At 64.1% G+C, this 23,593-nt stretch carries 20 protein-coding genes; 13 read left to right on the forward strand and 7 right to left on the reverse strand.

The window, feature by feature from the left end; genetic code table 11:
• Window positions 1–296 precede the first annotated feature (296 nt).
• Together HDG34_RS31160 and HDG34_RS31165 are read right to left on the reverse strand one after the other, a co-directional pair.
• Window positions 297–1,577, reverse strand: coding sequence for an SGNH/GDSL hydrolase family protein (locus tag HDG34_RS31160; protein ID WP_184065727.1), 1,281 nt, complete (start codon window positions 1,575–1,577; stop codon window positions 297–299).
• A 113-nt stretch (window positions 1,578–1,690) separates the two neighbouring features.
• Window positions 1,691–3,313 carry an NAD(P)/FAD-dependent oxidoreductase gene (locus tag HDG34_RS31165; RefSeq protein WP_184065730.1) on the reverse strand — a complete coding sequence of 541 codons (1,623 nt, stop codon included), beginning with the start codon at window positions 3,311–3,313 and terminating at the stop codon, window positions 1,691–1,693.
• Between the two features lie 247 nt (window positions 3,314–3,560).
• Here HDG34_RS31165 and paaA point away from each other — a divergent pair, with 247 nt between their 5' ends.
• The 8 genes from paaA (at window position 3,561) to HDG34_RS31205 (ending at window position 9,947) form a co-directional block, all read left to right on the forward strand.
• The gene (paaA, locus tag HDG34_RS31170; RefSeq protein WP_184056337.1) at window positions 3,561–4,562 is read left to right on the forward strand and encodes a 1,2-phenylacetyl-CoA epoxidase subunit PaaA; all 1,002 of its coding nucleotides are present in this window, start codon (window positions 3,561–3,563) and stop codon (window positions 4,560–4,562) included.
• A gap of 36 nt (window positions 4,563–4,598) precedes the next feature.
• On the forward strand, window positions 4,599–4,883 hold the full coding sequence (paaB, locus tag HDG34_RS31175) for a 1,2-phenylacetyl-CoA epoxidase subunit PaaB (protein WP_018418671.1): 285 nt from the start codon (window positions 4,599–4,601) through the stop codon (window positions 4,881–4,883).
• 8 nt (window positions 4,884–4,891) lie between these two features.
• On the forward strand, window positions 4,892–5,713 hold the full coding sequence (gene paaC, locus HDG34_RS31180; protein ID WP_184065733.1) for a 1,2-phenylacetyl-CoA epoxidase subunit PaaC: 822 nt from the start codon (window positions 4,892–4,894) through the stop codon (window positions 5,711–5,713).
• A 7-nt stretch (window positions 5,714–5,720) separates the two neighbouring features.
• Window positions 5,721–6,290: a 1,2-phenylacetyl-CoA epoxidase subunit PaaD gene (gene paaD / locus HDG34_RS31185; RefSeq protein WP_090802184.1), complete on the forward strand. Its 570-nt coding sequence runs from the start codon at window positions 5,721–5,723 to the stop codon at window positions 6,288–6,290.
• Window position 6,291: 1 nt separating this feature from the next.
• Window positions 6,292–7,380, forward strand: a complete 1,089-nt coding sequence (gene paaE, locus HDG34_RS31190) for a 1,2-phenylacetyl-CoA epoxidase subunit PaaE (RefSeq protein ID WP_184034674.1) — start codon at window positions 6,292–6,294, stop codon at window positions 7,378–7,380.
• Between the two features lie 175 nt (window positions 7,381–7,555).
• Window positions 7,556–8,371, forward strand: coding sequence for a DUF1835 domain-containing protein (locus HDG34_RS31195; RefSeq protein ID WP_184065736.1), 816 nt, complete (start codon window positions 7,556–7,558; stop codon window positions 8,369–8,371).
• A 17-nt stretch (window positions 8,372–8,388) separates the two neighbouring features.
• The gene (locus HDG34_RS31200; protein ID WP_018418677.1) at window positions 8,389–9,000 is read left to right on the forward strand and encodes a TetR/AcrR family transcriptional regulator; all 612 of its coding nucleotides are present in this window, start codon (window positions 8,389–8,391) and stop codon (window positions 8,998–9,000) included.
• A gap of 278 nt (window positions 9,001–9,278) precedes the next feature.
• Window positions 9,279–9,947: a GNAT family N-acetyltransferase gene (locus HDG34_RS31205; protein WP_090802188.1), complete on the forward strand. Its 669-nt coding sequence runs from the start codon at window positions 9,279–9,281 to the stop codon at window positions 9,945–9,947.
• A 97-nt stretch (window positions 9,948–10,044) separates the two neighbouring features.
• Here the strand turns inward: HDG34_RS31205 and HDG34_RS31210 are convergent, their stop codons facing one another.
• A complete protein-coding gene (locus tag HDG34_RS31210; protein ID WP_184065739.1) occupies window positions 10,045–10,542 on the reverse strand; it encodes an Lrp/AsnC family transcriptional regulator in 498 nt (165 codons plus the stop codon).
• Window positions 10,543–10,731: 189 nt separating this feature from the next.
• Between HDG34_RS31210 and hppD the strand changes: the two genes are divergently transcribed.
• On the forward strand, window positions 10,732–11,829 hold the full coding sequence (gene hppD, locus HDG34_RS31215) for a 4-hydroxyphenylpyruvate dioxygenase (protein ID WP_184065742.1): 1,098 nt from the start codon (window positions 10,732–10,734) through the stop codon (window positions 11,827–11,829).
• Window positions 11,830–11,967: 138 nt separating this feature from the next.
• Here hppD and HDG34_RS31220 read toward each other — a convergent pair whose 3' ends face one another.
• On the reverse strand, window positions 11,968–12,153 hold the full coding sequence (locus tag HDG34_RS31220) for a hypothetical protein (protein ID WP_090802620.1): 186 nt from the start codon (window positions 12,151–12,153) through the stop codon (window positions 11,968–11,970).
• Window positions 12,154–12,539: 386 nt separating this feature from the next.
• Between HDG34_RS31220 and HDG34_RS31225 the strand changes: the two genes are divergently transcribed.
• On the forward strand, window positions 12,540–16,130 hold the full coding sequence (locus tag HDG34_RS31225) for an indolepyruvate ferredoxin oxidoreductase family protein (protein WP_184065745.1): 3,591 nt from the start codon (window positions 12,540–12,542) through the stop codon (window positions 16,128–16,130).
• A gap of 159 nt (window positions 16,131–16,289) precedes the next feature.
• On the opposite strand, the gene HDG34_RS31230 is transcribed toward HDG34_RS31225, so the two are convergent.
• Entirely contained in the window at window positions 16,290–18,572 is a 2,283-nt protein-coding gene (locus tag HDG34_RS31230) for an NADP-dependent malic enzyme (protein ID WP_184065748.1), read from the reverse strand.
• Between the two features lie 361 nt (window positions 18,573–18,933).
• A complete protein-coding gene (locus HDG34_RS31235; protein ID WP_184065751.1) occupies window positions 18,934–20,178 on the reverse strand; it encodes an MFS transporter in 1,245 nt (414 codons plus the stop codon).
• Window positions 20,179–20,490: 312 nt separating this feature from the next.
• Here HDG34_RS31235 and HDG34_RS31240 point away from each other — a divergent pair, with 312 nt between their 5' ends.
• Window positions 20,491–21,177 carry an orotate phosphoribosyltransferase gene (locus HDG34_RS31240; protein ID WP_018418686.1) on the forward strand — a complete coding sequence of 229 codons (687 nt, stop codon included), beginning with the start codon at window positions 20,491–20,493 and terminating at the stop codon, window positions 21,175–21,177.
• A 143-nt stretch (window positions 21,178–21,320) separates the two neighbouring features.
• Here the strand turns inward: HDG34_RS31240 and HDG34_RS31245 are convergent, their stop codons facing one another.
• The gene (locus HDG34_RS31245) at window positions 21,321–22,010 is read right to left on the reverse strand and encodes a response regulator (protein ID WP_184056372.1); all 690 of its coding nucleotides are present in this window, start codon (window positions 22,008–22,010) and stop codon (window positions 21,321–21,323) included.
• 269 nt (window positions 22,011–22,279) lie between these two features.
• Here HDG34_RS31245 and HDG34_RS31250 point away from each other — a divergent pair, with 269 nt between their 5' ends.
• Window positions 22,280–22,876, forward strand: a complete 597-nt coding sequence (locus tag HDG34_RS31250; protein WP_090802611.1) for a YbhB/YbcL family Raf kinase inhibitor-like protein — start codon at window positions 22,280–22,282, stop codon at window positions 22,874–22,876.
• A gap of 91 nt (window positions 22,877–22,967) precedes the next feature.
• A complete protein-coding gene (locus HDG34_RS31255; protein ID WP_026225500.1) occupies window positions 22,968–23,540 on the forward strand; it encodes a flavodoxin family protein in 573 nt (190 codons plus the stop codon).
• The last annotated feature ends 53 nt before the right edge of the window (window positions 23,541–23,593 follow it).

Consider the following 23,593-nt stretch of genomic DNA (forward strand, 5'->3'; position numbering starts at 1 on the left):
CGATGATTGATCCGTCTTTCGACAGACAAACCTTCCTCCAATACTGTGTGAGGCTTCTGATACTTCTGCCTGACAGCAGACTCCGGAGAATCCGCCGCCGCATTCCGCATCAAGCGCCCACACTTATCGACTGTTAGTTTTTAAAGATCGGTCCGCCAAACGCGCCGCGCCTGAACCACCACTACCCGGCACTGCTTCGTTTGCGTCGCTGCGTCTGCAGCAGAGAAGCGAAATTATGGAGACTCTTTCGCGTCTCGTCAATACCCGTTTTTGCTTTCGCTTAAAAAAGTTGCCGCTCACTTCCGGGTCGCATCCACCACGACCTCGACAGGAACTGTAGCGGCCATAGCCGCGTAGCCCGCGTCGCTTGGATGGATGTGGTCGCCGCTATCGAAAGCGCGCTGCAGACGCTCCGGCTGCGTCCGATCGCGCAACGCCGCGTCGAAGTCTACGACGCCATCGAAAGCACGACTAGTTCGGATCCACTGATTAACCGCGAGTCGGATCTTTTCCCGCTCCGGTGGCAGCGACGCCGGCGTCAGCGTCGCGCCGAACATCTTGACACCGTTGCGCCGCGCGGCCGCGATCACTCGCTGGTAACCGGCGATCAGATCGGCAGCCGTGACCGACGTATGAGGAAAATCGCAGTCGAGCCCGCCATGAGGCGGCATTGCCGCAAAGTTGATGTCGTTGATGCCAATCAGCAGGATCGCCGCTTTGACGCCTGGACGTCGCAAAACGTCGCGCTCGAAGCGGCTCGCAAGCGCGTCGCCATAACAAGGCGAGTCGCTCAGGAGCCGGTTGCCGCTGATGCCGAGATTCACGATCGCGGTCGACTGCGCGCCGCTCGCCGCCAGCCGCCGAGCCAGCGCATCCGGCCAGCGACGGTTCTGGTTGAGGGTGGAGCGCATGCCGTCGGTGATCGAGTCGCCGATCGCGGCCACGGCAAGCGACGGTGCCGCCGCCTCCACCGACAAACCTGTGACCCACACATATTGCGTGAAGCGGCCGGGAAACGCCGTGGCGGACGCGTCGGTGGTGTGATTGCCGGGCCCGGACACATAATTTACCTGATTCGACACTCGGTGCCATGCGACGATCCGCTGCTCCGGTCCCACGAACGCACTGATCGCATATGGCGCGCCCTCGACGACATCGATCGCGACCGGATCGCTGTCCACCTCGCCGCCAGGCGGAACGCTGACCGCGCCCTTACCGCCAAACGTCACCCGACCGCCGGCGCCCTCGACGGCTGCCGCGCCACCGGCGGAGCGCGCGATGCGCAGTTCGTCGATGACGAGAGGCGTCTTGCCGTACGCATTGCTCAGATGAATTCGCGCCACCCTCCCCGACAACGTCGGATACATGATTTGCCGAACGGTGCGCCCGGCGACTTCCGGCGCGCGATACAGCGGTGGCAACTCGGCCCGCTGTGGAATCGGTTGCAGCGCGGTCGCCCAAACGGCGACCCAATGCTCGGACGCTTCGGCAGCGAACGCACTCGAGGAAACGACAAACGGGGCAAATTGGGCAAGCAGCGCCGCGCCGCATGCGGCAGCCAGGGTGCGAATGGTCATTCGGAAGATCGGTTCGAGGCGAAACGCGCATTGTGCCCGAACGACGCGGCAAGCGCCGGCAATCGCAGGCAGGTCCGCTTACCCCGGCGCCCGGCGGCTGTGCCGGCTCGGTCTCACGCCGTTTGCTGACTCATGATCTTCAGCGCGACCGCTTCGGCGACCTCGATTCCGTCGATTGCCGCCGAGTAGATCCCGCCCGCATACCCCGCACCCTCGCCCGCCGGATACAGCCCGTTGACGTTGACACTCTGGTAGTCGTCGCCGCGACGCACGCGTACCGGCGACGAAGTTCGCGTTTCAACGCCGGTCAGCACCGCATCATGCATCGCGAAACCTGCGATTTTCTTCTCCATCTGTGGCAGCGCTTCGCGAATCGCTTCGATCGCGTAGTCGGGCAGCGCGGTGCTGAGATCGGTTGGCCGCACGCCCGGCTTGTACGACGGAACGACCGAGCCGAGTGAAGTGGACGGCCGCCCCGCGATGAAGTCGCCGACCAACTGCCCTGGAGCCATATAGTTACCGCCACCGAGCTCGAACGCCCGCTCCTCCCACTTGCGCTGGAACGCGATGCCGGCGAGCGGCCCGCCCGGGTAGTCGTCTGGCGTAATGCCGACCACGATGCCCGCGTTCGCGTTGCGCTCCGCGCGCGAGTACTGGCTCATGCCGTTCGTGACGACGCGCCCCAGCTCGGACGTGGCCGCCACCACGGTGCCGCCGGGACACATGCAGAAGCTATAAACCGCTCGCCCGTTGCTGCAGTGGTGCACCACCTTGTAGTCGGCTGCGCCGAGCTGTTTGTGACCGGCAAATTTCCCGAAACGGCTCCGATCGATGATCCCTTGCGGATGCTCGATCCGAAAACCGAGCGAAAACGGCTTCGCCTCGACGTGAACGCCGCGGTCGTACAGCATCTGGAAGGTATCGCGTGCGCTATGGCCGACCGCCAGCACAACGTGGTCGCAGCGCAGCGTCTCGCCGGTCGACAGCTTCAGCCCGCGCACCTGGCCGTTGTCGATGTCGATGTCCTCGACACGCGTTTCGAAGCGCACTTCGCCGCCCAACTCGTGGATGCTCGCGCGCATCTTCTCGACCATGCTGACGAGACGAAACGTGCCGATATGCGGCCGGCTCAGGTACAGGATGTCCTCCGGCGCACCGGCCCGCACGAATTCGTCGAGCACCTTGCGGCCGTAGTGTTTCGGGTCCTTGATCTGGCTGTAGAGCTTGCCGTCCGAAAAGGTGCCCGCGCCACCTTCGCCGAACTGCACGTTCGACTCGGGATTCAGCACCGATTTGCGCCACAGGCCAAACGTGTCCTTGGTGCGCTCACGTACGGCCTTGCCGCGCTCGAGGATGATCGGCCGGAAGCCCATCTGCGCGAGGATCAGGCCCGCGAACAGTCCGCACGGCCCCATGCCGATGACGACCGGACGCGGCGTGCTCAGTTGGGCGGGCGCTTCGGCGACGAACTTGTAGCTCATGTCGGGCGTCACGCCGCAATGCGGCACGTCGGCGAGCCGTTTCAGCGCGGCCCCTTCATCCTTGACCTCGACATCGACGATGTAGGTGAGCTTGATGTCGGCGCGCTTGCGCGCGTCGTGCGCGCGGCGAAACACGGTGTATCGGATGAGCCCGTCCCGCGCCACGCCGAGTTCCGTGAGGCGCGCACGGATGGCGGCTTCGAGGGCGCTTTCGGGATGATCGAGCGGGAGTTTGATTTCGCTTAGACGTAACATGAGTGCCGGAGATGCAAGTGGGCCGCAAATCGCGGCCAATTCGCAATTTTACCGGTAAGTGTCGGCGCGGGGTGACGGCCGGTCATGAAGCGCCGGCCCGTCGAAACCGGGCAAACCAGCATGCATGCTTCGACGCCCTCAATCAGCTATCAGCCCCAACGTCTCTGCACAAAAAATTTATAAACCGACCGGTCGGTTGGTTTATACTACGCCGACACAGACCACTCCTCCAGAGAGAGCGTCCCTCATGTACACCCAATCCCTCGATATCCCCGGCAACGTTGCCCCGCTGGACGCGGACGCGAATTCGCCCGAACAACAGGCTCGCTTCGACGCGGTCATGAGCGCCGACGGCAAGATCGAGCCGCAGGACTGGATGCCCGACGCGTACCGCAAAACGCTGGTGCGGCAGATCTCGCAGCATGCGCACTCGGAGATCGTCGGCATGCTGCCCGAGGGCAACTGGATCACGCGCGCGCCGAGCCTCAAGCGCAAGGCGATCCTGATCGCCAAGGTGCAGGACGAAGCCGGCCACGGCCTCTATCTGTATAGCGCCGCCGAAACGCTCGGTGTCTCGCGCGAGCAGCTGATCGACGCGCTGCACGCGGGCAAGGCCAAGTATTCGAGCATCTTCAACTACCCGACACCCACCTGGGCCGACGTCGGCGTGATCGGCTGGCTCGTCGACGGCGCGGCGATCATGAACCAGATCCCGCTGTGCCGCTGCACGTACGGCCCGTACGCCCGCGCGATGATCCGCATCTGCAAGGAAGAGTCGTTCCATCAGCGCCAGGGCTTCGACGCGCTGCTCGCGATGATGGCCGGCACCGAGGCGCAGCGCGAGCTGGTCCAGCAGGCGGTGAACCGCTGGTGGTGGCCGGTGCTGATGATGTTCGGCCCGAGCGACAAGGATTCGGTCCACAGCAACCAGTCGGCCAGATGGGGCATCAAGCGCATCACCAACGACGACCTGCGCCAGAAATTCGTCGATGCGACCGTCGAGCAGGCGAAGGTGCTCGGCGTCACGCTGCCCGACGCTGACCTCAAATGGAACGAGGCGCGCGGTCACTACGACTACGGCGACATCGACTGGGAAGAGTTCTGGCGCGTCGTCAATGGCGACGGCCCGTGCAACCGCGAGCGCCTCGCGACCCGCGTGAAGGCCCATGAAGACGGCGCCTGGGTACGCGAAGCCGCGCTCGCCCACGCGGAAAAGCAGCGCCAGCGCGCGCAACAGCACGCCGCCTGAGTGGCACCGCACATCAAAGGAATCAGGAGATCAGCAATGAACAAGGAATGGCCGATTTGGGAAGTGTTCGTGCGCAGCAAGCAGGGACTCGACCATAAACACTGCGGCAGTCTGCATGCCGCCGACGCGCCGATGGCGCTGCGCATGGCGCGCGACGTCTACACGCGCCGCCAGGAAGGCGTGAGCATCTGGGTGGTGCCGTCCTCGGCGATCACGGCCTCGGCGCCGCACGAGAAGGCCGAGCTGTTCGAACCGGCGGGCGACAAGATCTATCGCCACCCGACGTTCTACACGCTCCCCGACGAAGTCAACCACATGTAAGCGCGGCCATGACCACTACGTCCACTACGTCCATTACGCCCGAACATCTCCAGTACGTGCTGCGCCTCGCGGATACCGCGCTGATCCTCGGTCAGCGCAACACCGAGTGGTGCGGCCACGGCCCGATCCTCGAAGAGGACATCGCGCTGTCGAACATGAGCCTCGACCTGATCGGCCAGGCGCGCCTGCTGTACACGCACGCGGCCGTGCTCGAAGCGCCGCTCACCGGCCGTCAGCGCAGCGAAGACGACTACGCGTACTTCCGCGCCGAGCGCGAATTCGCGAACTACACGCTCGCCGAGCTGCCGCATTACGGGCCGCTCGCCGGCACCGCGCAGGCCGGGAAGGATTACGCGGTCACGATCGTGCGCAACTTCCTGTACGCGACGCTGATGATGCATCTGTGGGGTGCGCTGACGGGCTCCACCGACGGGCAGCTCGCCGCGATCGCCGCGAAGTCGATCAAGGAAACGCAGTACCACGTGCATCACGCGAGCGAGTGGCTGATCCGTTTCGGCGACGGCACCGACGAATCGCACCGTCGCGCGCAGGCCGCGCTCGACTATCTGATGCCGTACACGTACGAGTTCTTCAGCGCGGACGCGGTGGAAGACGCGGTCGCCGCGGCCGGCATCGGCCCGCGCACCTCAGCGCTGGAAGCCGCGTGGCTCGACGACGTGCGCGCCACGCTCGACCAGGCCACGCTGACGCTGCCCGCGGCGCTGCGGCACGTGAGCACGGGCAAGCACGGCGAGCATTCGGAGCACATGGGTTTCGTGCTCGCCCAAATGCAGAGCCTCGCGCGCCAGCATCCGGGCGCCAGCTGGTGAGTACGCGATGACGACCTCGACCGCCCCGCAGCCCGCGAACGCCGCCGCTGCCACGACCGACGCCGCGCTCACCCGCGCATGGACCGTGCTCGAAGCGGTACCCGACCCGGAGATCCCGGTGGTGTCGATCCGCGAGCTCGGCATCCTGCGCGACGTGCGACGCGCCGCGGACGGCGCGCTCGAAGTCGTGATCACGCCGACCTACTCGGGCTGCCCGGCGATGTCGCAGATTGCCGAAGACATCGGCCGTGCGCTCGAGGCCGCGCAGCTCACGCCATACCGCGTCGCCACCGTGCTCGCGCCGGCGTGGACCACCGACTGGATCACGGCTGAAGCCCGCGAAAAACTGCGCGTCTACGGCATCGCGCCGCCGACGGGCAACTGCGGTTCAGCCGCGACGTCAGCGCCGCAGGAGAAAGTGCTGCGCTTCGTGCCGCGCGCGCTGCCGGCCCCAGGCTGCCCACGCTGCGGCTCGGCGCACACCGAGCGGCTCGCGCAATTCGGCTCGACCGCCTGCAAGGCCCTGTATCGCTGCCTCGACTGCCGCGAACCCTTCGACTACTTCAAACCGTACTGATATGGCCACCCCGCAATTCCATCCGCTGCGTATCCGCGAAGTGCGCCCCGAAACCGCCGATGCGGTCTCGGTCGCCTTCGAAGTCCCGCCCGAACTGCGCGACCACTATCGCTTCACGCAGGGGCAGTTCGTCACGCTGAAGACGCATATCGACGGTGAGGAAACGCGCCGTTCGTATTCGATCTGCGTGGGCGTCACCGACTACGATCGCGACGGCGAGTTGCGCATCGGCATCAAGCGCGTGCGCGGCGGGCGTTTCTCGAACTTCGCGTTCGACACGCTGCAGCCGGGCCACACGATCGACGTGATGACGCCGGACGGCCGTTTCTTCACGCACCTGAACGCGGAACAGGGGCAGCAGTACCTCGCGTTCTCGGGCGGCTCGGGCATCACGCCGGTGCTCGCGATCATCAAGACGACGCTCGAAGTCGAGCCGCGCAGCACCTTCACGCTCGTCTACGGCAACCGCAGCGTCGACCAGATCATGTTCGCCGAGGAGCTCGAGGATCTGAAGAACCGCTTCATGAACCGCTTCGTGCTGTATCACGTGCTGTCGGACGACCTGCAGGACGTCGAGCTGTTTAACGGCGTGCTCGACCAGGAAAAATGCGCGGCGTTCATCGAGCAGCTGCTGCCGGCCGACGCGATCGACGAAGCGTTCATCTGCGGCCCCGCGCCGATGATGGATGCGGCCGAGGCCGCGCTCAAGGCAGCCGGCGTGCCGCCCGCGAAGGTGCACGTCGAGCGCTTCGGCACGCCGCTGCCGCAGGCGGGCGTGCCGCCCGTCGAGATCACCGCGGACACCCCCGCGGCCGAGCTCGAAATCGTGCTCGACGGCAAGCGCCGCAAGCTGCGCCTGCCGTATCAGGGCACGAGCGTGCTCGACGTCGGGCTGCGCGCCGGTCTCGCGCTGCCGTATGCGTGCAAGGGCGGCGTGTGCTGCACCTGTCGCGCGAAGGTGCTCGAGGGCGAAGTGAAGATGGAAAAGAACTACACGCTCGAAGAACACGAGGTCCGCGACGGGTTCGTGCTGACGTGTCAGTGTCATCCGGTTAGCGACAAGGTCGTCGTCAGTTACGACGAACGTTGAGTCGAGTGCTTTCATGGCCTATGTACGGACTGCCCGCCCGTGACGTCCGCCACCGCTTTCGGCCGTTTCGCGATCCGCTTAAACTAGAGGCCGCTCATCGATCGGGACATCGGGTTCCAGTCGGCGAGCGGCCTCTTTTTGTTACAGCTGCTGGCGTCACTGCAAGCCCTTGCCCATGAGCACGATTCACCTCACCAACGGCGATGTCGCCGCCGAGTCGCTGCGTACCGCGCTGGACCAGGCGGGCCGCGACGATCGCGTGCAGCCGCTGCGGGACGATCTGGCGGTCGGCCCGTTACGCGGCGTCGACGACGCTCCGCACGTGCGCGCCGACTTCTGGGAACGCGTCAGCGCCGACACGCAACGCGACTTCGTGCGCGAGTTCCGCGAACAGGCCGCGGTGCTCGACGGCCTCGCCAGCAGCACCGCGAATCTCGTGGTGTGGCACGCCGAAAGCGCGTCCGATCAACTGATGCTGCGCCGCGTCTGCTACCTGGTGCGCAACAGCCCGCAGCGTTTGAACGAAGTGCGTCTGTCGATCGCCGACCTCGCCGATCCGCAAGCGTGGGCGCATACCCGCAAGGATTGCGCGACATCGGTCGGCATGTTTGCGCCGGACGTATTGCAGACACACCTGCCGGACGCCGCGCCGATTTCCGTGCTGCGCATCAGCCGGCTCGCGCTCGAATGGCAGGAGGTCAAACAGGCGAACGGCGAGACGCGGCGCTGGCGTGACAACACCTTCACGAGCGGCAGCGTTGCCGAGATCGACGCGCTGATCCTCGACCGCGCACCCGACGACTGGCAGCCCGCCGCGCGCGTCGCCGCCTACGTGATGACCGCCGGGTTGGGGTTCCTCGTCAGCGACAGCATCGTGCTGTGGCGCATGCGCGAACTCGCGGCGCTGCGGCGCATCCGCCTGCGCGGCGACGCGAACGAATGGCGCTCGCTCGAACTGCGCGCGGCATCCGCCCCCTGCTCACCCCAATAAGATAAGAACAGACGAATATGGCCCGCACCCGAGCCCCCGACCACGAGACCCAACGCGAGCAGATTCTCGAACTGGCCGCCGCGAAGTTCGCGCAGACCAGCTATCCAAGCACGTCGATGGCCGATCTTGCCGCGGCGAGCGGCACCTCGAAAGCGCGCCTCTATCACTATTACGAGAGCAAGGAAGCAATCCTGTTCGATCTGCTCGATCGCTACACGAAGCGCCTGATGCTGATCATCGCCGAGGTGGAAGGATCGAGCCAGCGGCGCGAACTGAGCGAGCGAGAAACCTTCGCGGAGCTGATCCGCGCGTTCCTGTCCGAGTATGAGACGTCGCACAGCCGGCACGTCGCGCTGCTGAACGATGTCAAGTATCTGGTCGATTCGCAGCGCGAGATCATCCTGAACCGTCAGCGCGACGTAGTCGCCGCCTTCGCGCGGCAGCTCGTGCGCGCCTATCCCGAACGCGCGACACGCGACAACCAGACCGCGCTGACGATGATGGTGTTCGGCATGATCAACTGGACCTTCACGTGGCTCAAGCCGGACGGCCGGATGGGCTATCGCGAGTTCGCCGAGCAGGTGGTCGGCATGGTCGAGCATGGTCTCGGCAGCGCGCCGGCCAGGTAGACGATGGTCTGAACAGATCGCCACCCGCGCACTGGATGTTGCAAAGCAACAACATGCAGGCCAAATAAATCAGCGCAGGGAATCCATGCGGCATCGTGTCACGAACGTGCGATCACTTTTAACTTCTGTTTAAAATCAAATAATTAAATTTAGGGTTCCAGCGCTCCAGGTATTCACCTCGACTTTTGATACGGGTTTTCCCTAGTGAATGGCTTAGGTTTCCGCTAAAATCCGTTTTGCGGTGCACAACGCCGCCTGATTAAAAGGAGAACCCGACCATGAACATGCTGACCCATCGCAACACCGAGCCGATCGCGCCGAACGATCGCGCGTCGCTGCCTGCTGAACGCGCGCACGTTCTGGTCCGTGAACTCACCGCCGCCGATCGCGAACGCCTGCTTGCTCACTTCCTAGCGCTCGACGAAGAAGACCGTCTGCTGCGCTTCGGCCAGGTCGTGCCGAACCATGTGATCGAAAACTACGTGCGCGCGATCGACTTCACGCGCGACACCGTGTTCGGCGTGTTCAACAGCAAGCTGGAACTGAGCGGCGTCGGCCATCTGGCCTACCTGCCGGCCGAAGGCAACAAGCGCACCGCCGAATTCGGCGTCTCCGTGCTCGAAAGCGCACGCGGCATCGGTATCGGCTCGAGGCTATTCGAGCGCGCCGCGATCCGCAGCCGCAACACGCATGTGACGACGCTGTACATCCACTGCCTGGCGCGCAATTCGACCATGATGCACATCGCCAGGAAGGCCGGCATGAAGATCGAGTACGCGTACGGCGAGGCCGACGCCTATCTGACGCTGTCGCCGGCCGATCAGTCGAGCATCCTCGCGGAAATGCTGCAGGAGCAGGCCGCCGTGTTCGATTACGCGCTCAAGCGCCACGCACGCCAGGCATCGCGACTGTTCGAGTCGTTCATGCCGGTGGCTGTCGCTGCCTGAATAATCGCTACGGGGAAATGAGATTGGGGCGGCCGAAAGGTCGCCCTTTTTCTATCTGTACCCAATCAACGCCACGCGTAGGACCGTGCGCGGAAGCCTACAAAATGGGCAGCGCTGTCGTTTCCTTGATCTTTTCTAGCGAAAAGCTCGATTTCACATCGATCACCGATGGATGCCGCAGCAATTGATCCTGCACGAAGCGCGAAAAGTGCGCCATGTCCTCCACCTGGACGCGCAGCAGGTAATCCATCTCACCCGTCATCGCGTGACATGCGACAACTTCGGGCCACGTCTGCACGGCCGCGCCGAACAGATCGGCGTGCGTGGCCTCGCCATACGGACTGAACGCGCGACCGCCACCCTTCTCCAGCCGCACGCTGACATACGCGAGCAGGTCAAGCCCGAGACGTTGCGCGTCGAGCAGCGCGACATAGCCGCGAATCACGCCGCTTTCCTCGAGCCGGCGAATCCGCCGCAGGCACGGACTCGGCGACAGATTGATCCGGTCCGCTATCTCCTGATTCGACAGCCGGCCATTCTCCTGAAGGATCGCCAGAATGCGTCGATCGATCGCGTCTATCTCGCCAATAGCCATGTTCTGCCACGTGTCGTTCGAATAGAGCCATAAACTGGCTCAAGCGTAGCGACGCGTGATTAAGTTCGCAAGTTTTTGTCTTCATCGCGGTTCTACACTTGCCCCATCCGGTCGCGCTCAGCCGGCCGTCCCGCGCGCTCACCGCCTGCGCGCCTCGGCAACCCTCTTGCATGGGATTGGAGACTGACGATGCAGGTTTCAACTTGGGAAAATCCTGTCGGCACTGACGGCTTCGAATTCATCGAATACACGGCGCCGGACCCGAAAGCGCTCGGCAAGCTGTTCGAACAGATGGGCTTCACGGCCGTCGCGCGGCATCGTCATAAGGACGTGATGCTGTATCGTCAGGGCGACATCAACTTCATCGTCAACGCGGAGAAGCATTCGTTTGCGCAGCGCTTCGCGCGCTTGCATGGCCCGTCGATCTGCGCGATTGCGTTTCGCGTACAGGACGCCGCGAAGGCCTACGCCCAAGCGCTCGAAAAAGGCGCATGGGGTTTCGACAACAAGACCGGCCCGATGGAGCTGAACATCCCGGCGATCAAGGGCATTGGCGATTCGCTGATCTATTTCGTCGACCGCTGGCGCGGCAAGAACGGCGCGACGCCGAACAGCATCGGTGACATCGACATTTACGACGTCGACTTCGAGCCGATTCCGGGCGCGAACCCGAACCCGGTCGGCCACGGCCTGACCTATATCGATCACCTGACGCACAACGTGCATCGCGGCCGCATGCAGGAATGGGCGGAGTTCTACGAGCGCCTGTTCAACTTCCGCGAGGTGCGCTACTTCGACATCGAGGGCAAGGTGACGGGCGTCAAGTCGAAAGCGATGACCTCGCCGTGCGGCAAGATTCGCATTCCGATCAACGAGGAAGGCTCGGACACCGCCGGTCAGATCCAGGAATACCTGGACGCGTACCACGGCGAAGGCATCCAGCACATCGCGCTCGGCACCACCGACATCTACCGCACCGTCGACGGCCTGCGCGCATCGGACATTTCACTGCTCGACACGATCGACACGTACTACGAACTCGTCGACCGACGCGTGCCGAATCATGGCGAGCCGCTCGAGGAACTGCGCAAGCGCAAGATCCTGATCGACGGCGCAGCGGACGATCTGCTGCTGCAGATCTTCACCGAAAACCAGATCGGTCCGATCTTCTTCGAGATCATTCAGCGCAAGGGCAACCAGGGCTTCGGCGAAGGCAACTTCAAGGCGCTGTTCGAATCGATCGAGCTCGATCAGATTCGCCGCGGCGTCGTGCAGGACAAGACCTGACCATGGAGACTCGCGCCTGATCGGCGCGCACAAGAAAAAAGGGCGAGGATCGCAGGATCCTCGCCCTTTTACGTTGCAACGCCGCCGCTCTCTTCGGAACGGCGGCCGGTCGTCATTAGACGCGCGCGATGCGGTGCGTCATGAATTCTGCCTGTACCGATCGCTGCCGATCGCACCGTCGACCCGCGCCGGCGCCACCTGCGCCGTGCGGATGATCGCGTTCGACAGTGCCCCCGTGCTGCCCGGATTCGAGCGCACCGGCGCGCTCATCGCGAAGAAAGCGGCGGAAACCATCAGGAAGGTCTGGATGTTTCTTGTGTTCATGCGTACTCCTTTTCTAACTGCCCTGCTGTCCAGAAGCTGCACAGAATGCGCGGCGTTCGGCATCGCTCGCAGGTCGGGGTTAGACAGTCGTTTTCACTGCGGTTCCGCAAATTTGTAGGTTTTACAGCTTGTTACACGCGCAGGCGCAATACAACTCCATTCCGGCGGAAATCCGCGACAACTGCTGACAACACGTCGGCAACTTGTCGCGAAACCGGCCGAAATCGGACCGTGCGCGGGCGATTTTTGATCCGCTGCGGCGGGTTTCCACCAGTGCTACCATCGCTTAAAACCCGTCAATATGACGACCCCGGCCCCAGCATTCACGAGATGCCGGGGCCAGAAAAGTTTTGGTGATCCCAAGCTGAAGTGGAGGAGTACACATAATGAATGCCCCGCTAGACGCAGGTCAGCGAGCCTCGCTCGAAGCCGCGTTGTCTTCCGTCACGCTCGACGACAAATACACCCTCGATCGCGGCCGCGCGTACATGAGCGGCATCCAGGCGCTGGTGCGTCTGCCGATGCTGCAGCAGGAACGCGACCGCGCCGCCGGCCTCAGCACGGCCGGCTTCATCTCCGGCTACCGCGGATCGCCGCTCGGCGGGCTCGACCAGTCGCTGTGGAAAGCGAAAAAGCATCTGGCCGCGCATCAGGTGGTGTTCCAGCCCGGCGTCAACGAAGACCTCGCGGCCACCGCCGTATGGGGTTCGCAGCAAGTCAATCTGTACCCGAGCGCCAAATACGACGGCGTGTTTTCGATGTGGTACGGCAAGGGCCCCGGCGTCGACCGGTCCGGTGACGTCTTCAAGCACGGCAACTCGGCCGGCTCGTCGCGGCACGGCGGCGTTCTCGTGCTCGCCGGCGACGATCACGCGGCCAAATCCTCGACACTCGCGCACCAGTCCGAACACATCTTCAAGGCGTGCGGGCTGCCGGTGCTGTTTCCGTCGAACGTGCAGGAATATCTGGACTTCGGCCTGCACGGCTGGGCGATGAGCCGCTACTCGGGCCTCTGGGTCGCGATGAAGTGCGTGACCGACGTGGTCGAATCGTCCGCATCGGTCGATATCGATCCGCACCGCACCAACATCATCCTGCCGGAAGACTTCGTGATGCCCGACGGTGGGCTGAACATCCGCTGGCCCGATCCGCCGCTCGTGCAGGAAGCGCGTCTGCTCGACTACAAGTGGTACGCGGGTCTCGCCTACGTGCGAGCGAACAAACTCGACCGCGTCGAAATCGATTCGCCGCATGCGCGCTTCGGCATCATGACCGGCGGCAAAGCTTATCTCGACGTGCGCCAGGCGCTGACCGACCTCGGTCTCGACGACGAAACCTGCTCGCGCATCGGCATCCGGCTGTACAAGGTCGGCTGCGTGTGGCCGCTCGAAGCGCAAGGTGCGCAGGCCTTCGCACGCGGTCTCGACGAAATTCTGGTGGTCGAGGAAAAGCGCCAGATCCTCGAATACGCGATCAAGGAAGAGCTGTACAACTGGCCCGACGCGCAGCGCCCGCGCGTATTCGGCAAGTTCGACGAGAAGGACGGCGCGGGCGGCGAATGGTCGGTGCCGATGGGCAACTGGTTGCTGCCGGCGCACTACGAGCTGTCGCCCGCGATCATCGCGAAGGCGATCGCCACGCGGCTCGACAAGTTCGATCTGCCATCGGATGTGCGCGCCCGCATTGCCGCGCGCATCGCGGTGATCGAGGCGAAGGAAAAGGCGCTCGCGCGGCCGCGCGTCGAAGTCGAGCGCAAGCCGTGGTTCTGCTCGGGCTGCCCGCACAACACGTCGACCAACGTGCCGGAAGGCTCGCGCGCGATGGCCGGCATCGGCTGTCATTACATGACGGTCTGGATGGATCGCAGCACCAGCACGTTCAGCCAGATGGGCGGCGAAGGTGTCGCGTGGATCGGCCAGGCGCCGTTCACGAACGACAAGCACGTGTTCGCCAATCTCGGCGACGGCACCTACTTCCACTCGGGGCTGCTCGCGATTCGCGCGGCGATCGCGTCGAAGGCGAACATCACCTACAAGCTGCTGTACAACGACGCGGTCGCGATGACGGGCGGCCAGCCGGTCGACGGCGTGCTGAGCGTGCCGCAGATCACGCATCAGCTCGCCGCCGAAGGCGCGGCGAAGATCGTCATCGTCACCGATGAGCCGGAGAAGTACGCGGCAAACGTCGGCCTCGCGCCCGGCGTCGACATTCACCACCGCGACCAGCTCGACGACGTGCAGCGTCAGCTGCGCGAGGTTCCGGGCACCACGATCCTGATCTACGACCAGACCTGCGCGACCGAAAAGCGCCGTCGCAGGAAACGTGGCGCGTATCCCGATCCGGCACGGCGCGTCGTGATCAACGAAGCGGTGTGCGAAGGCTGCGGCGACTGCTCGGTGAAGTCGAACTGCCTGTCGGTCGAACCGCTCGATACTGAGTACGGCACGAAGCGCCAGATCAACCAGTCGACCTGCAACAAGGACTTCTCGTGCGTGAACGGCTTCTGCCCGAGCTTCGTCTCCGTTGAAGGCGGCCAGTTGCGCAAGCCGAAGGCGGCGTCGGGCGCCGAAATGCCGCCGGTGCCGGATCCCGAGTTGCCGTCCATCGACCGTCCGTACGGCGTTCTGGTGACGGGCGTCGGCGGCACGGGCGTCGTCACGATCGGCGCGCTGCTCGGCATGGCCGCGCATCTCGAGAACAAGGGCGTCACGGTGCTCGACGTCACCGGCCTCGCGCAGAAAGGCGGCGCCGTGATGAGCCACGTGCAGATCGCGAAGCAGCCCGCCGACATCCACGCGACCCGCATCGCAATGGGCGAAGCGAGCCTCGTGATCGGCTGCGACGCGATCGTCACCGCCAGCGACGAATGCGTGTCGCGGATGCACGCGGATCGCACGCGCGTCGTGCTGAACAGCGCGCACACGCCGACGGCCGAGCTGATCAAGAACCCGAACTGGCGCTTCCCCGGCAGCAGCACCGAAGCCGACGTGCGCGCCGCGGCCGGCGATGACAACGTCTCGACCGTCGACGCGAATCACTTCGCCGTCGCGCTGCTCGGCGACGCGATCTACACGAACCCGTTCGTGCTCGGCTATGCGTGGCAGCGCGGCTGGGTGCCGCTCACGCACGAGTCGCTGATTCGCGCGATCGAGCTGAACAACGTGCAGGTGGACAAGAACCGCGCGGCGTTCGAATGGGGCCGGCGTGCCGCGCACGATCTGGCTGCGGTACGCAAGCTCGCGCAAACGCAGAGACGCGGCGAACCGGCCGACAGCGCGGGCGGCAAGATCATCGCGCTGCATACGCCGAAGGCGCTCGACACGCTGATCGACAAGCGCGCCGACTATCTGACCGCCTGGCAGAACCGTGCGTACGCGGAGCGCTATCGCGCGCTGGTGTCGCAGGTGCGAGCCGCGGAAGAAGCGCTCGATTCCGCCGACGGCCAAATGCCGCTGACCGAGGCGGTCGCGAAGAACCTGCACAAGCTGATGGCGTACAAGGACGAATACGAAGTCGCGCGTCTGTACAGCGACCCGGCGTTCATCGAAAAACTGAACGCGACGTTCGAAGGCGACTGGAAGCTGCACCTGCATCTCGCGCCGCCGACGCTATCGAAGAAGGACGCGCACGGCCATCTGGTAAAGAAGAAGTACGGCCCGTGGATGTTCCGCGCGATGCACGTGCTCGCGAAGCTCAAGTTCCTGCGCGGCACCGCGTTCGACGTGTTCGGCAACACCGGGGAGCGTCGCACCGAGCGCGCGCTGATCGGCGAATACGAGGCATTGGTGCGTGAGCTGATCGGCGAGCTGACTTCTCTGAAACGCGATCTCGCGGTCGAGCTCGCGAATCTGCCCGACGGCATCCGCGGCTATGGGCACGTGAAGGAAAACAACCTGAAAGGCGTGCGCATCAAGTGGAACGAGCTGCTCGCGCGTTGGCGTTCGCCGGATGCGGGCAAGACGCAGCACGCGGCTTGATCGACTCTCCCAACTGAACCGAAAAGCGGCGGTCTGCACGGACCGCCGCTTTTTTTCAGGCGCAAAAAAACGCTACGGAACCGGGATTCCGTAGCGCTTCTGCCCAGGCCGCCGCGCGCGCGTTACTGCCGCGCCCGCGCCAACCTCACGTGATGCACGTTACTTCGCGTTCACCGACTTGCGCGCGTTCGCCGAAGCGACCGCCGTCATGTTGATGATACGGCGCACGGTCGCGGCCGGCGTCAGGATATGCACCGGCTTTTCCGCACCCAGCAGGAACGGCCCGACCGTCACACCCTCGCCGCCCACGACCTTCAGCAGGTTGTACGCGATGTTCGCCGCTTCGACGTTCGGCATGATCAGCAGATTCGCTTCGCCGGCGAGCGTCGTGCCCGGGAACGCGGCCTTGCGGACCGTCTCCGACAGCGCCGCGTCGCCGTGCATTTCACCGTCGATTTCGAGCGACGGCGCGCGTTGCGTGATCAGCTTGCGCGCCGCGGCCATGCGCTGCGACGACGACGACGGCGCGCTGCCGAAGTTCGAGTTCGACAGCAGCGCGACCTTCGGGGTGATGCCGAACTTCTCGATTTCGCGCGTGGCGAGCATCGTCATGTCGGCAAGCTGCTCGGCGGTCGGCACTTCGTTCACGTACGTGTCGCAGATGAACATGTTGCGGCCCGGCAGCATCAGCAGATTCATCGCGGCGAAGTTCTCGACGTCGTCGGCCTTGCCGAGCACCTGCTCGATGAAGTTCAGATGCGTGTGGAACTGGCCGATCATGCCGCAGATCATTCCGTCCGCTTCGCCAAGGCGCACGAGGATCGCGCCGATCAGCGTGTTGAACTTGCGCATCGCGGCCTTCGCGACGTCCGGCGTCACGCCTTCGCGCGCGCCGAGTTCGTGATACGCCTGCCAGCACTTGTGATAGCGCGGATCGTCTTCCGGATCGACGATCTCGACGTCTTCACCGCACTTGAGCTTCGAGCCCATCTTCTTCAGACGCATCTCGATCACCGACGGACGGCCGACCAGGATCGGCTTGGCGATCTTTTCGAGCAGCACGAACTGCGCGGCGCGCAGCACGCGCTCGTCTTCGCCTTCCGCGAACACGATGCGCGCCGGTGCCGACTTCGCCGCCGCGAACACCGGCCGCATCACCATGCCCGAGCGATAGACGGTCGCGCCGAGCTGTTCGCGGTACGCATCCATGTCCTGGATCGGGCGGGTCGCGACGCCCGAATCCATTGCGGCCTGCGCGACGGCCGGCGCGATCTTGATGATCAGGCGCGGATCGAACGGCTTCGGAATCAGGTATTCGGGACCGAATTCGAGCGAGTGGCCTTCGTAGGCCTTCGCGACTTCATCGCCCTGGTCGGTTTCCTCGGCCAGTTCGGCAATCGCGCGCACGCACGCGAGCTTCATTTCTTCGGTGATCGTCGTCGCGCCGACGTCGAGCGCGCCGCGGAAGATGAACGGGAAACACAGCACGTTGTTGACCTGGTTCGGATAGTCCGACCGGCCGGTCGCGATGATGCAGTCCGGGCGCACCTTGCGCGCTTCTTCCGGACGGATTTCCGGCTCGGGGTTCGCGAGCGCGAGAATCAGCGGCCGCGAGCCCATTTCGGCGACCATCTCCGGCTTCAGCACGCCGGCGCTCGAGCAGCCGAGGAACACGTCGGCGCCGCGGATCGCATCGGCGAGCGAGCGCGCTTCGGTGTGCGCCGCATAGCGCTCCTTCGACGGATCGAGGTTGCCGCGCCCTTCGTAGATCACGCCCTTCGAGTCGGCGACGAGAATGTTCTGCTTCGACAGACCGAGATTGACGAGCAGATCCAGACACGCAATGGCCGCCGCGCCCGCGCCCGAACAGACCAGCTTCACTTCGTCGAGCCTCTTGCCGACCACCTTGAGGCCGTTCAGGATCGCCGCCGATGCGATGATCGCGGTGCCGTGCTGATCGTCGTGGAAGACCGGAATCTTCATACGTTCGCGCAGCTTCTTCTCGATGTAGAAGCACTCGGGTGCCTTGATGTCCTCGAGGTTGATGCCGCCCAGCGTGGGCTCGAGCATCGCGATCGCCTCGACGAGCTTGTCCGGATCGGATTCGCTCAGCTCGATGTCGAACACGTCGATGTCCGCGAACTTCTTGAACAGACACCCCTTGCCTTCCATCACCGGCTTCGCGGCAAGCGGGCCGATGTTGCCGAGGCCGAGCACCGCGGTGCCGTTCGTGATCACGCCGACGAGGTTGCCGCGCGACGTGTACTTCTGCGCGTCGAGCGGTTCCTCGTAAATTGCCATACAGGCTGCCGCCACACCCGGCGAATACGCGAGCGACAAATCCAGCTGGTTCGACAGCGCCTTGGTAGGCGTCACCGAAATCTTGCCAGGTTTCGGATTCTGGTGATATGCGAGAGCGCTTTGCTTGAGTTGTTCGTCCATTTCTAGGCCTGCGAGACGTAAGTGATTGGGCCCGGCGACACACATCGTGCAGCGCTTTCATCTGTCGGACCGATAGCCGACCGAGGCGGTTTTCGCACGCGCCCGGTCAGGCGCGACGGCTTACCTCGACGAAGACGGGACGATGTGGAGTGCTTCGCGGGTCGATTAGTGTACACCCCGGACGTGTCGATGCACTGAGTGGTTAACAGGACTCGCCATTAGCGAAACAGGCGCTCAGGACGCTGCGTCGCCACGACCCGGCCGTGCTTTTCCGCCAGGCGGCGGGGGGCGCCATGCGGGCCGCATGGTCCACGCATTCGCAGTATTCGAAGCGATTGAAGGACGCGCTTCGTCGACGCGGTCAGTCGAGTTCGGCGCCGCGTCGCTCAGGAATCAGAAACAGGGTCGCGAGGATGTCCAGCAGGTAAATCGACGCCAGTAGCGCGAGCGCCACGCCGAACGAGTAGCGCGCCGCCAGCGCGCCCACGACGACCGGCCCAAAGCCGCCCACCGCGCGACCCGCGTTGAACAGCACGTTTTGCGCGGTGGCGCGCGCATCGGTTGGATAGAGCTCCGAAATCAGCGCGCCGTAGCCGCCGATCATGCCGTTGACGAACACCCCCATCGCCGCGCCGCCGATCAGCAACGCCATCGGCGTCGTCAGTTGCGCATAGACGAACACCATGACGACGGCGCCCGCCTGGTAGAACAGGAACGTCGGCTTGCGGCCGAAGCGGTCGGCGGCGATGCCGAATAGCCAGATGCCGGCCGCCATGCCGAGAATCGTCGCGGCGGTCCACAGCCCCGATTTGGTCAGCGAATAGCCGAAGGTCTTCGACAGATAGCTAGGTAGCCAGATCATCAGCCCGTAATAGCCGAAGTTCTGCACCGAGCACAGGATCGTGACGCCGAGGCTCGCGCGCGTCGTGCGTCCATCGACGAACAGCAGTTTCAGCGGCAGCTTGCGCATGCCGCGCGCGATGCGTTGGTCGAAAAGCGCCGGCTCCTCGACGCGGCGCCGCACGAAGAACGACACGACCGCCGGCAGCAGCCCGAGCGCGAACATGCCGCGCCAGCCGATCACCGGCAGCAGCAGCGGCGTCAGCAACGCGGCCGCCAGCACGCCAAGCTGCCAGCCGAGCCCGACATACGACGACACCCGCGCCCGCTGCGACGCCGGCCACGCTTCGGCGACCAGCGTCATACCGATGCCGAATTCGCCGCCCAGCCCGATCCCGGCGACGGTCCGATAGATCAGCAGGTCCGTGTAGCCTTGCGCGAGCGCGCACAGGCCGGTGAACACCGCGAAGATCAGGATCGTCCACGTCAGCATGCGCACGCGGCCGAAATAATCGCTGAGCACGCCGAAGAGCACGCCGCCCGCCACCGCACCGATGAGCGTCCATGTGACCAGCGCACCGGCCTGCGAGGAACTCAGATGCAGGTCGGCGGCGATCACCGGCAGCATGAAGCCGAGAATCAGCAGATCGAAGCCGTCCATCGCATAACCCAGCACCGACGCAAGCAGCGCGCGGCCCGCATAGCCCGGTTGGACGGCGGAGCGGGTTTCGGTGGCGGAGGCGGAGGCGGGTGGAGCGGCGTTCATTGAAAGCATTCCGTAGGTCTGAAGGCGGCTGCGTGGGAAGCGTCCCGGGAAAGTCGCGTGAGTGTAAAGGCGGCCTCACCCGGTCACAAGACGATGCGCGCGCCAAAGCGCCCGCCGGCTGCGCCGCCGCGCACGACGGCCTCCTCGGTGCGACCCATTTCAGGTAAAATAGCGGCCCACGCGCGCAGTAAAAGCCGGTCTGTGCTCTTCCCCCGGCCGCGTATCCCGCCCAGCATGGCGCGGCATACCCCGCTTGCTGCGCCACCGGGCCCAGCGCCCGCTTCTCCCCCGCTCACTCCGAAGGATCCGCCCATGACAGGCTTCGATCGCCAGACGATCTCCGACACCACCGCCAAAATGCTGCTCGAAGTACAAGCAGTGCATTTCAACGCGGAGAAACCGTATATTTTCACGTCCGGCTGGGCGAGCCCGGTGTATATCGACTGCCGCAAGCTGATCTCGTATCCGCGTGTGCGCCGCGGCCTGATGGAAATGGCCGAAGCGACGATCCTGCGCGACGTCGGCTATGAGCAGATCGACGCGGTCGCCGGCGGCGAAACCGCGGGCATCCCGTTCGCGGCATGGCTGTCCGACCGCCTGATGGTGCCGATGCAGTACGTGCGCAAGAAGCCGAAGGGTTTCGGCCGCAACGCGCAGATCGAAGGTCTGCTGACCGAAGGCCAGCGCGTGTTGCTCGTCGAAGACCTGACGACCGACAGCCGCAGCAAGATCAACTTCATCAACGCGCTGCGCACCGCCGGCGCGACGGTGAACCACTGCTTCGTGCTGTTCCACTACAACATCTTCAAGGAAAGCGTGTCGGTGCTGAAAGACATCGACGTCGATCTGCACGCGCTCGCCACATGGTGGGACGTGCTGCGCGTCGCGAAGCAGAACAACTACTTCGACACGAAGACGATCGACGAAGTGGAAAAATTCCTGCACGCGCCGGCCGAGTGGTCCGCTGCACATGGCGGTGCGACGTCTACGCCGCAATAAAGCCATCGCGCTAAGGCAGTGACAATAAAAACGTAGCCGCTTTATGCGGATTGAATGAAAAAGCCGCCTGTTTCGCAACAGGCGGCTTTTTTATCGCCGATTGTTTATCGCTGATTACCCGGCGGACGAAACGAGGCCCGATATCAGGACTGGTTCGCGATGTCCTTACTCGAGTTCGACGAAAGATTCAGCAAACCATTGCTCTGCGCATACTGGAATAGTTGGGAGTCGCGATCGATTCCGAGCTTGCGCATGGCCGCGTTTTTTTGTGTGCTGATCGTCTTGATGCTGCGATTCAAACGCTCCGATATTTCCTTGATCGTCATACCCGATACGAACAGGCGCACGACTTCGAGTTCGCGCCGCGACAGCTTCGAGTCGTCGCGCTTGCCGGCTGAATTGACCCGCAACCCATCGAGCACCGCCTTCACCGACGGACTCATATAGGTCATGCGACGGCCCACGTGTTGTACCGCAAGCGCAATATGGCTGAGATCGTCCGATTTGTTCACGACCGACGTCACGCCAAGTTCCTTGAGCCGTTTGAGCAATGCGGCGTTCTCGAGCATGGTGAGCACGACGATCGGCAGATTCGGGAAATTGCGGCGCAAATAGTCGATGAGTTGCAAGCCGTCGCCGTACTGACCGCCCGGCATGGCCAGGTCGGTGACGAGCACGTCGCATTCGGTGGATTGCAACATTTTGATAAGTTCAGTCGACTGCCTTGCGCGCCCAACGACTTGCATACCGGGAAATTTGAGCAGCGCATTTTCAGCGCCAAACAGAATAACCGGATGATCGTCTGCCACCACGACCCTGAGTGAAACTTGCATCGTCCTCCTCTGGACGGATAAACCGGTCTCCACAACTTCTAACACTGCTTTTGACGCTCGCTATTTAAACGAGTCAAATGCAGTAAGGGTCGCGCGACAACCCCCTTACTATAGCTGATTTCCTGTCTGCGAATTCCGCGGCACGCGAACATATTGCGTCGCAGAGCTAATCAGCGCTGATGTTAGACTTGATTCGACCTTGGGGCACAATTCAGCACAACGACAGTCGCGAGGACCCGCGCCTCGCGCCCTTACAGGAGAACCGGCATATGCGCATGCGTTGCCTGGTTGTTTCGCTGGCATCATCTTGGCGGCATCGATCGCTCGCCGTCGGCGCGATGCTTGCGCTATTCGCAGCGCATAGTGCCGGTGCGCGGGCCGACGAGCCGTTCACGCTGACGAGCGCGAGCGTGCGCGCGGGCGGCACCGTGCAGAATGCGCAGGTGTTCGACCGGAACGACTGCAAGGGCGGCAACCGTTCACCGCAGCTCTCATGGCGCGACGCGCCGGCCGGTACGCGCGGCTTCGCGATCACGATGTTCGACGAGGACGCGCCGGGGCGCGGCTGGTGGCACTGGGCGGTCGCGGGCATCCCCGCCACGGTCGACAGCCTGCCCGAGAATGCGAGCTCGTCCGGTTTCCTGCGCAAGCTCGGCGCGGTCGAAGCGCGCAACGACTTCGATACCGACGGCTATGGCGGCCCGTGCCCGCCGCCCGGCAAACCGCATCGCTATATCATCACCGTGTACGCGCTGAACTCGGCCGATCTGCGTCTCGCGCAAGGACGTCCCGCGTTGATGTTCGATCACGAGATCGGCACGGCCGCGATCGGCAGCGCGCGGCTCGAGGTCAATTACGGGCGCTAGTGGCGGCCGTCGCGGTCGTGATGGGGCGCCGCCGCGCCGCATCGCCTGGCTTGCGCCGTTCGCCTTCCCGATCGCTTTGCTGGAGCACTTCATGTCGAAGATCGTCATCGTTTATCACAGCGGCTACGGCCACACGAAGAAGGTCGCCGAAGCCGTGCTCGCGGGCGCGCTGGAAGCCGGTGCGCAGGCGAAGATGATGCCGGTCGGCGACCTCGACGACGCCTCGTGGGACGAACTCGCCGCCGCCGACGCGCTGATCTTCGGCGCGCCGACCTACATGGGCGGCCCGTCGGCCGATTTCAAGAAGTTCGCCGACGCCAGTTCGAAACCGTGGTTCGCGCAGGCGTGGAAAGACAAGATCGCAGCCGGCTTCACGAACTCGGCGACGATGAACGGCGACAAGTTCTCGACCATTCAGTACTTCGTCACGCTGGCGATGCAGCACAGCATGATCTGGGCCGGCACCGGCATGATGCCGTCGAACACGAAGGCCGCGACGCGCAACGATCTGAACTTCGTCGGCGGCTTTACCGGACTGCTTACGCAATCGGCGGCCGATGCGTCGCCCGACGAAGCGCCGCCGCCGGGCGATCTCGAAACCGCGCGCCTGTTCGGCGCGCGCATTGCGGGCGTCACCGCGCGCTGGATCGCGCCGCGCGGGTAGCGGCGCGCGGCTAATGGCTGAACGGCGCCGAGACGATGTCGCGGTTCATCTTC

The organism is Paraburkholderia sp. HC6.4b (assembly GCF_014200875.1).
In the GTDB taxonomy this organism is placed as follows: Bacteria; Pseudomonadota; Gammaproteobacteria; order Burkholderiales; family Burkholderiaceae; genus Paraburkholderia; species Paraburkholderia tuberum.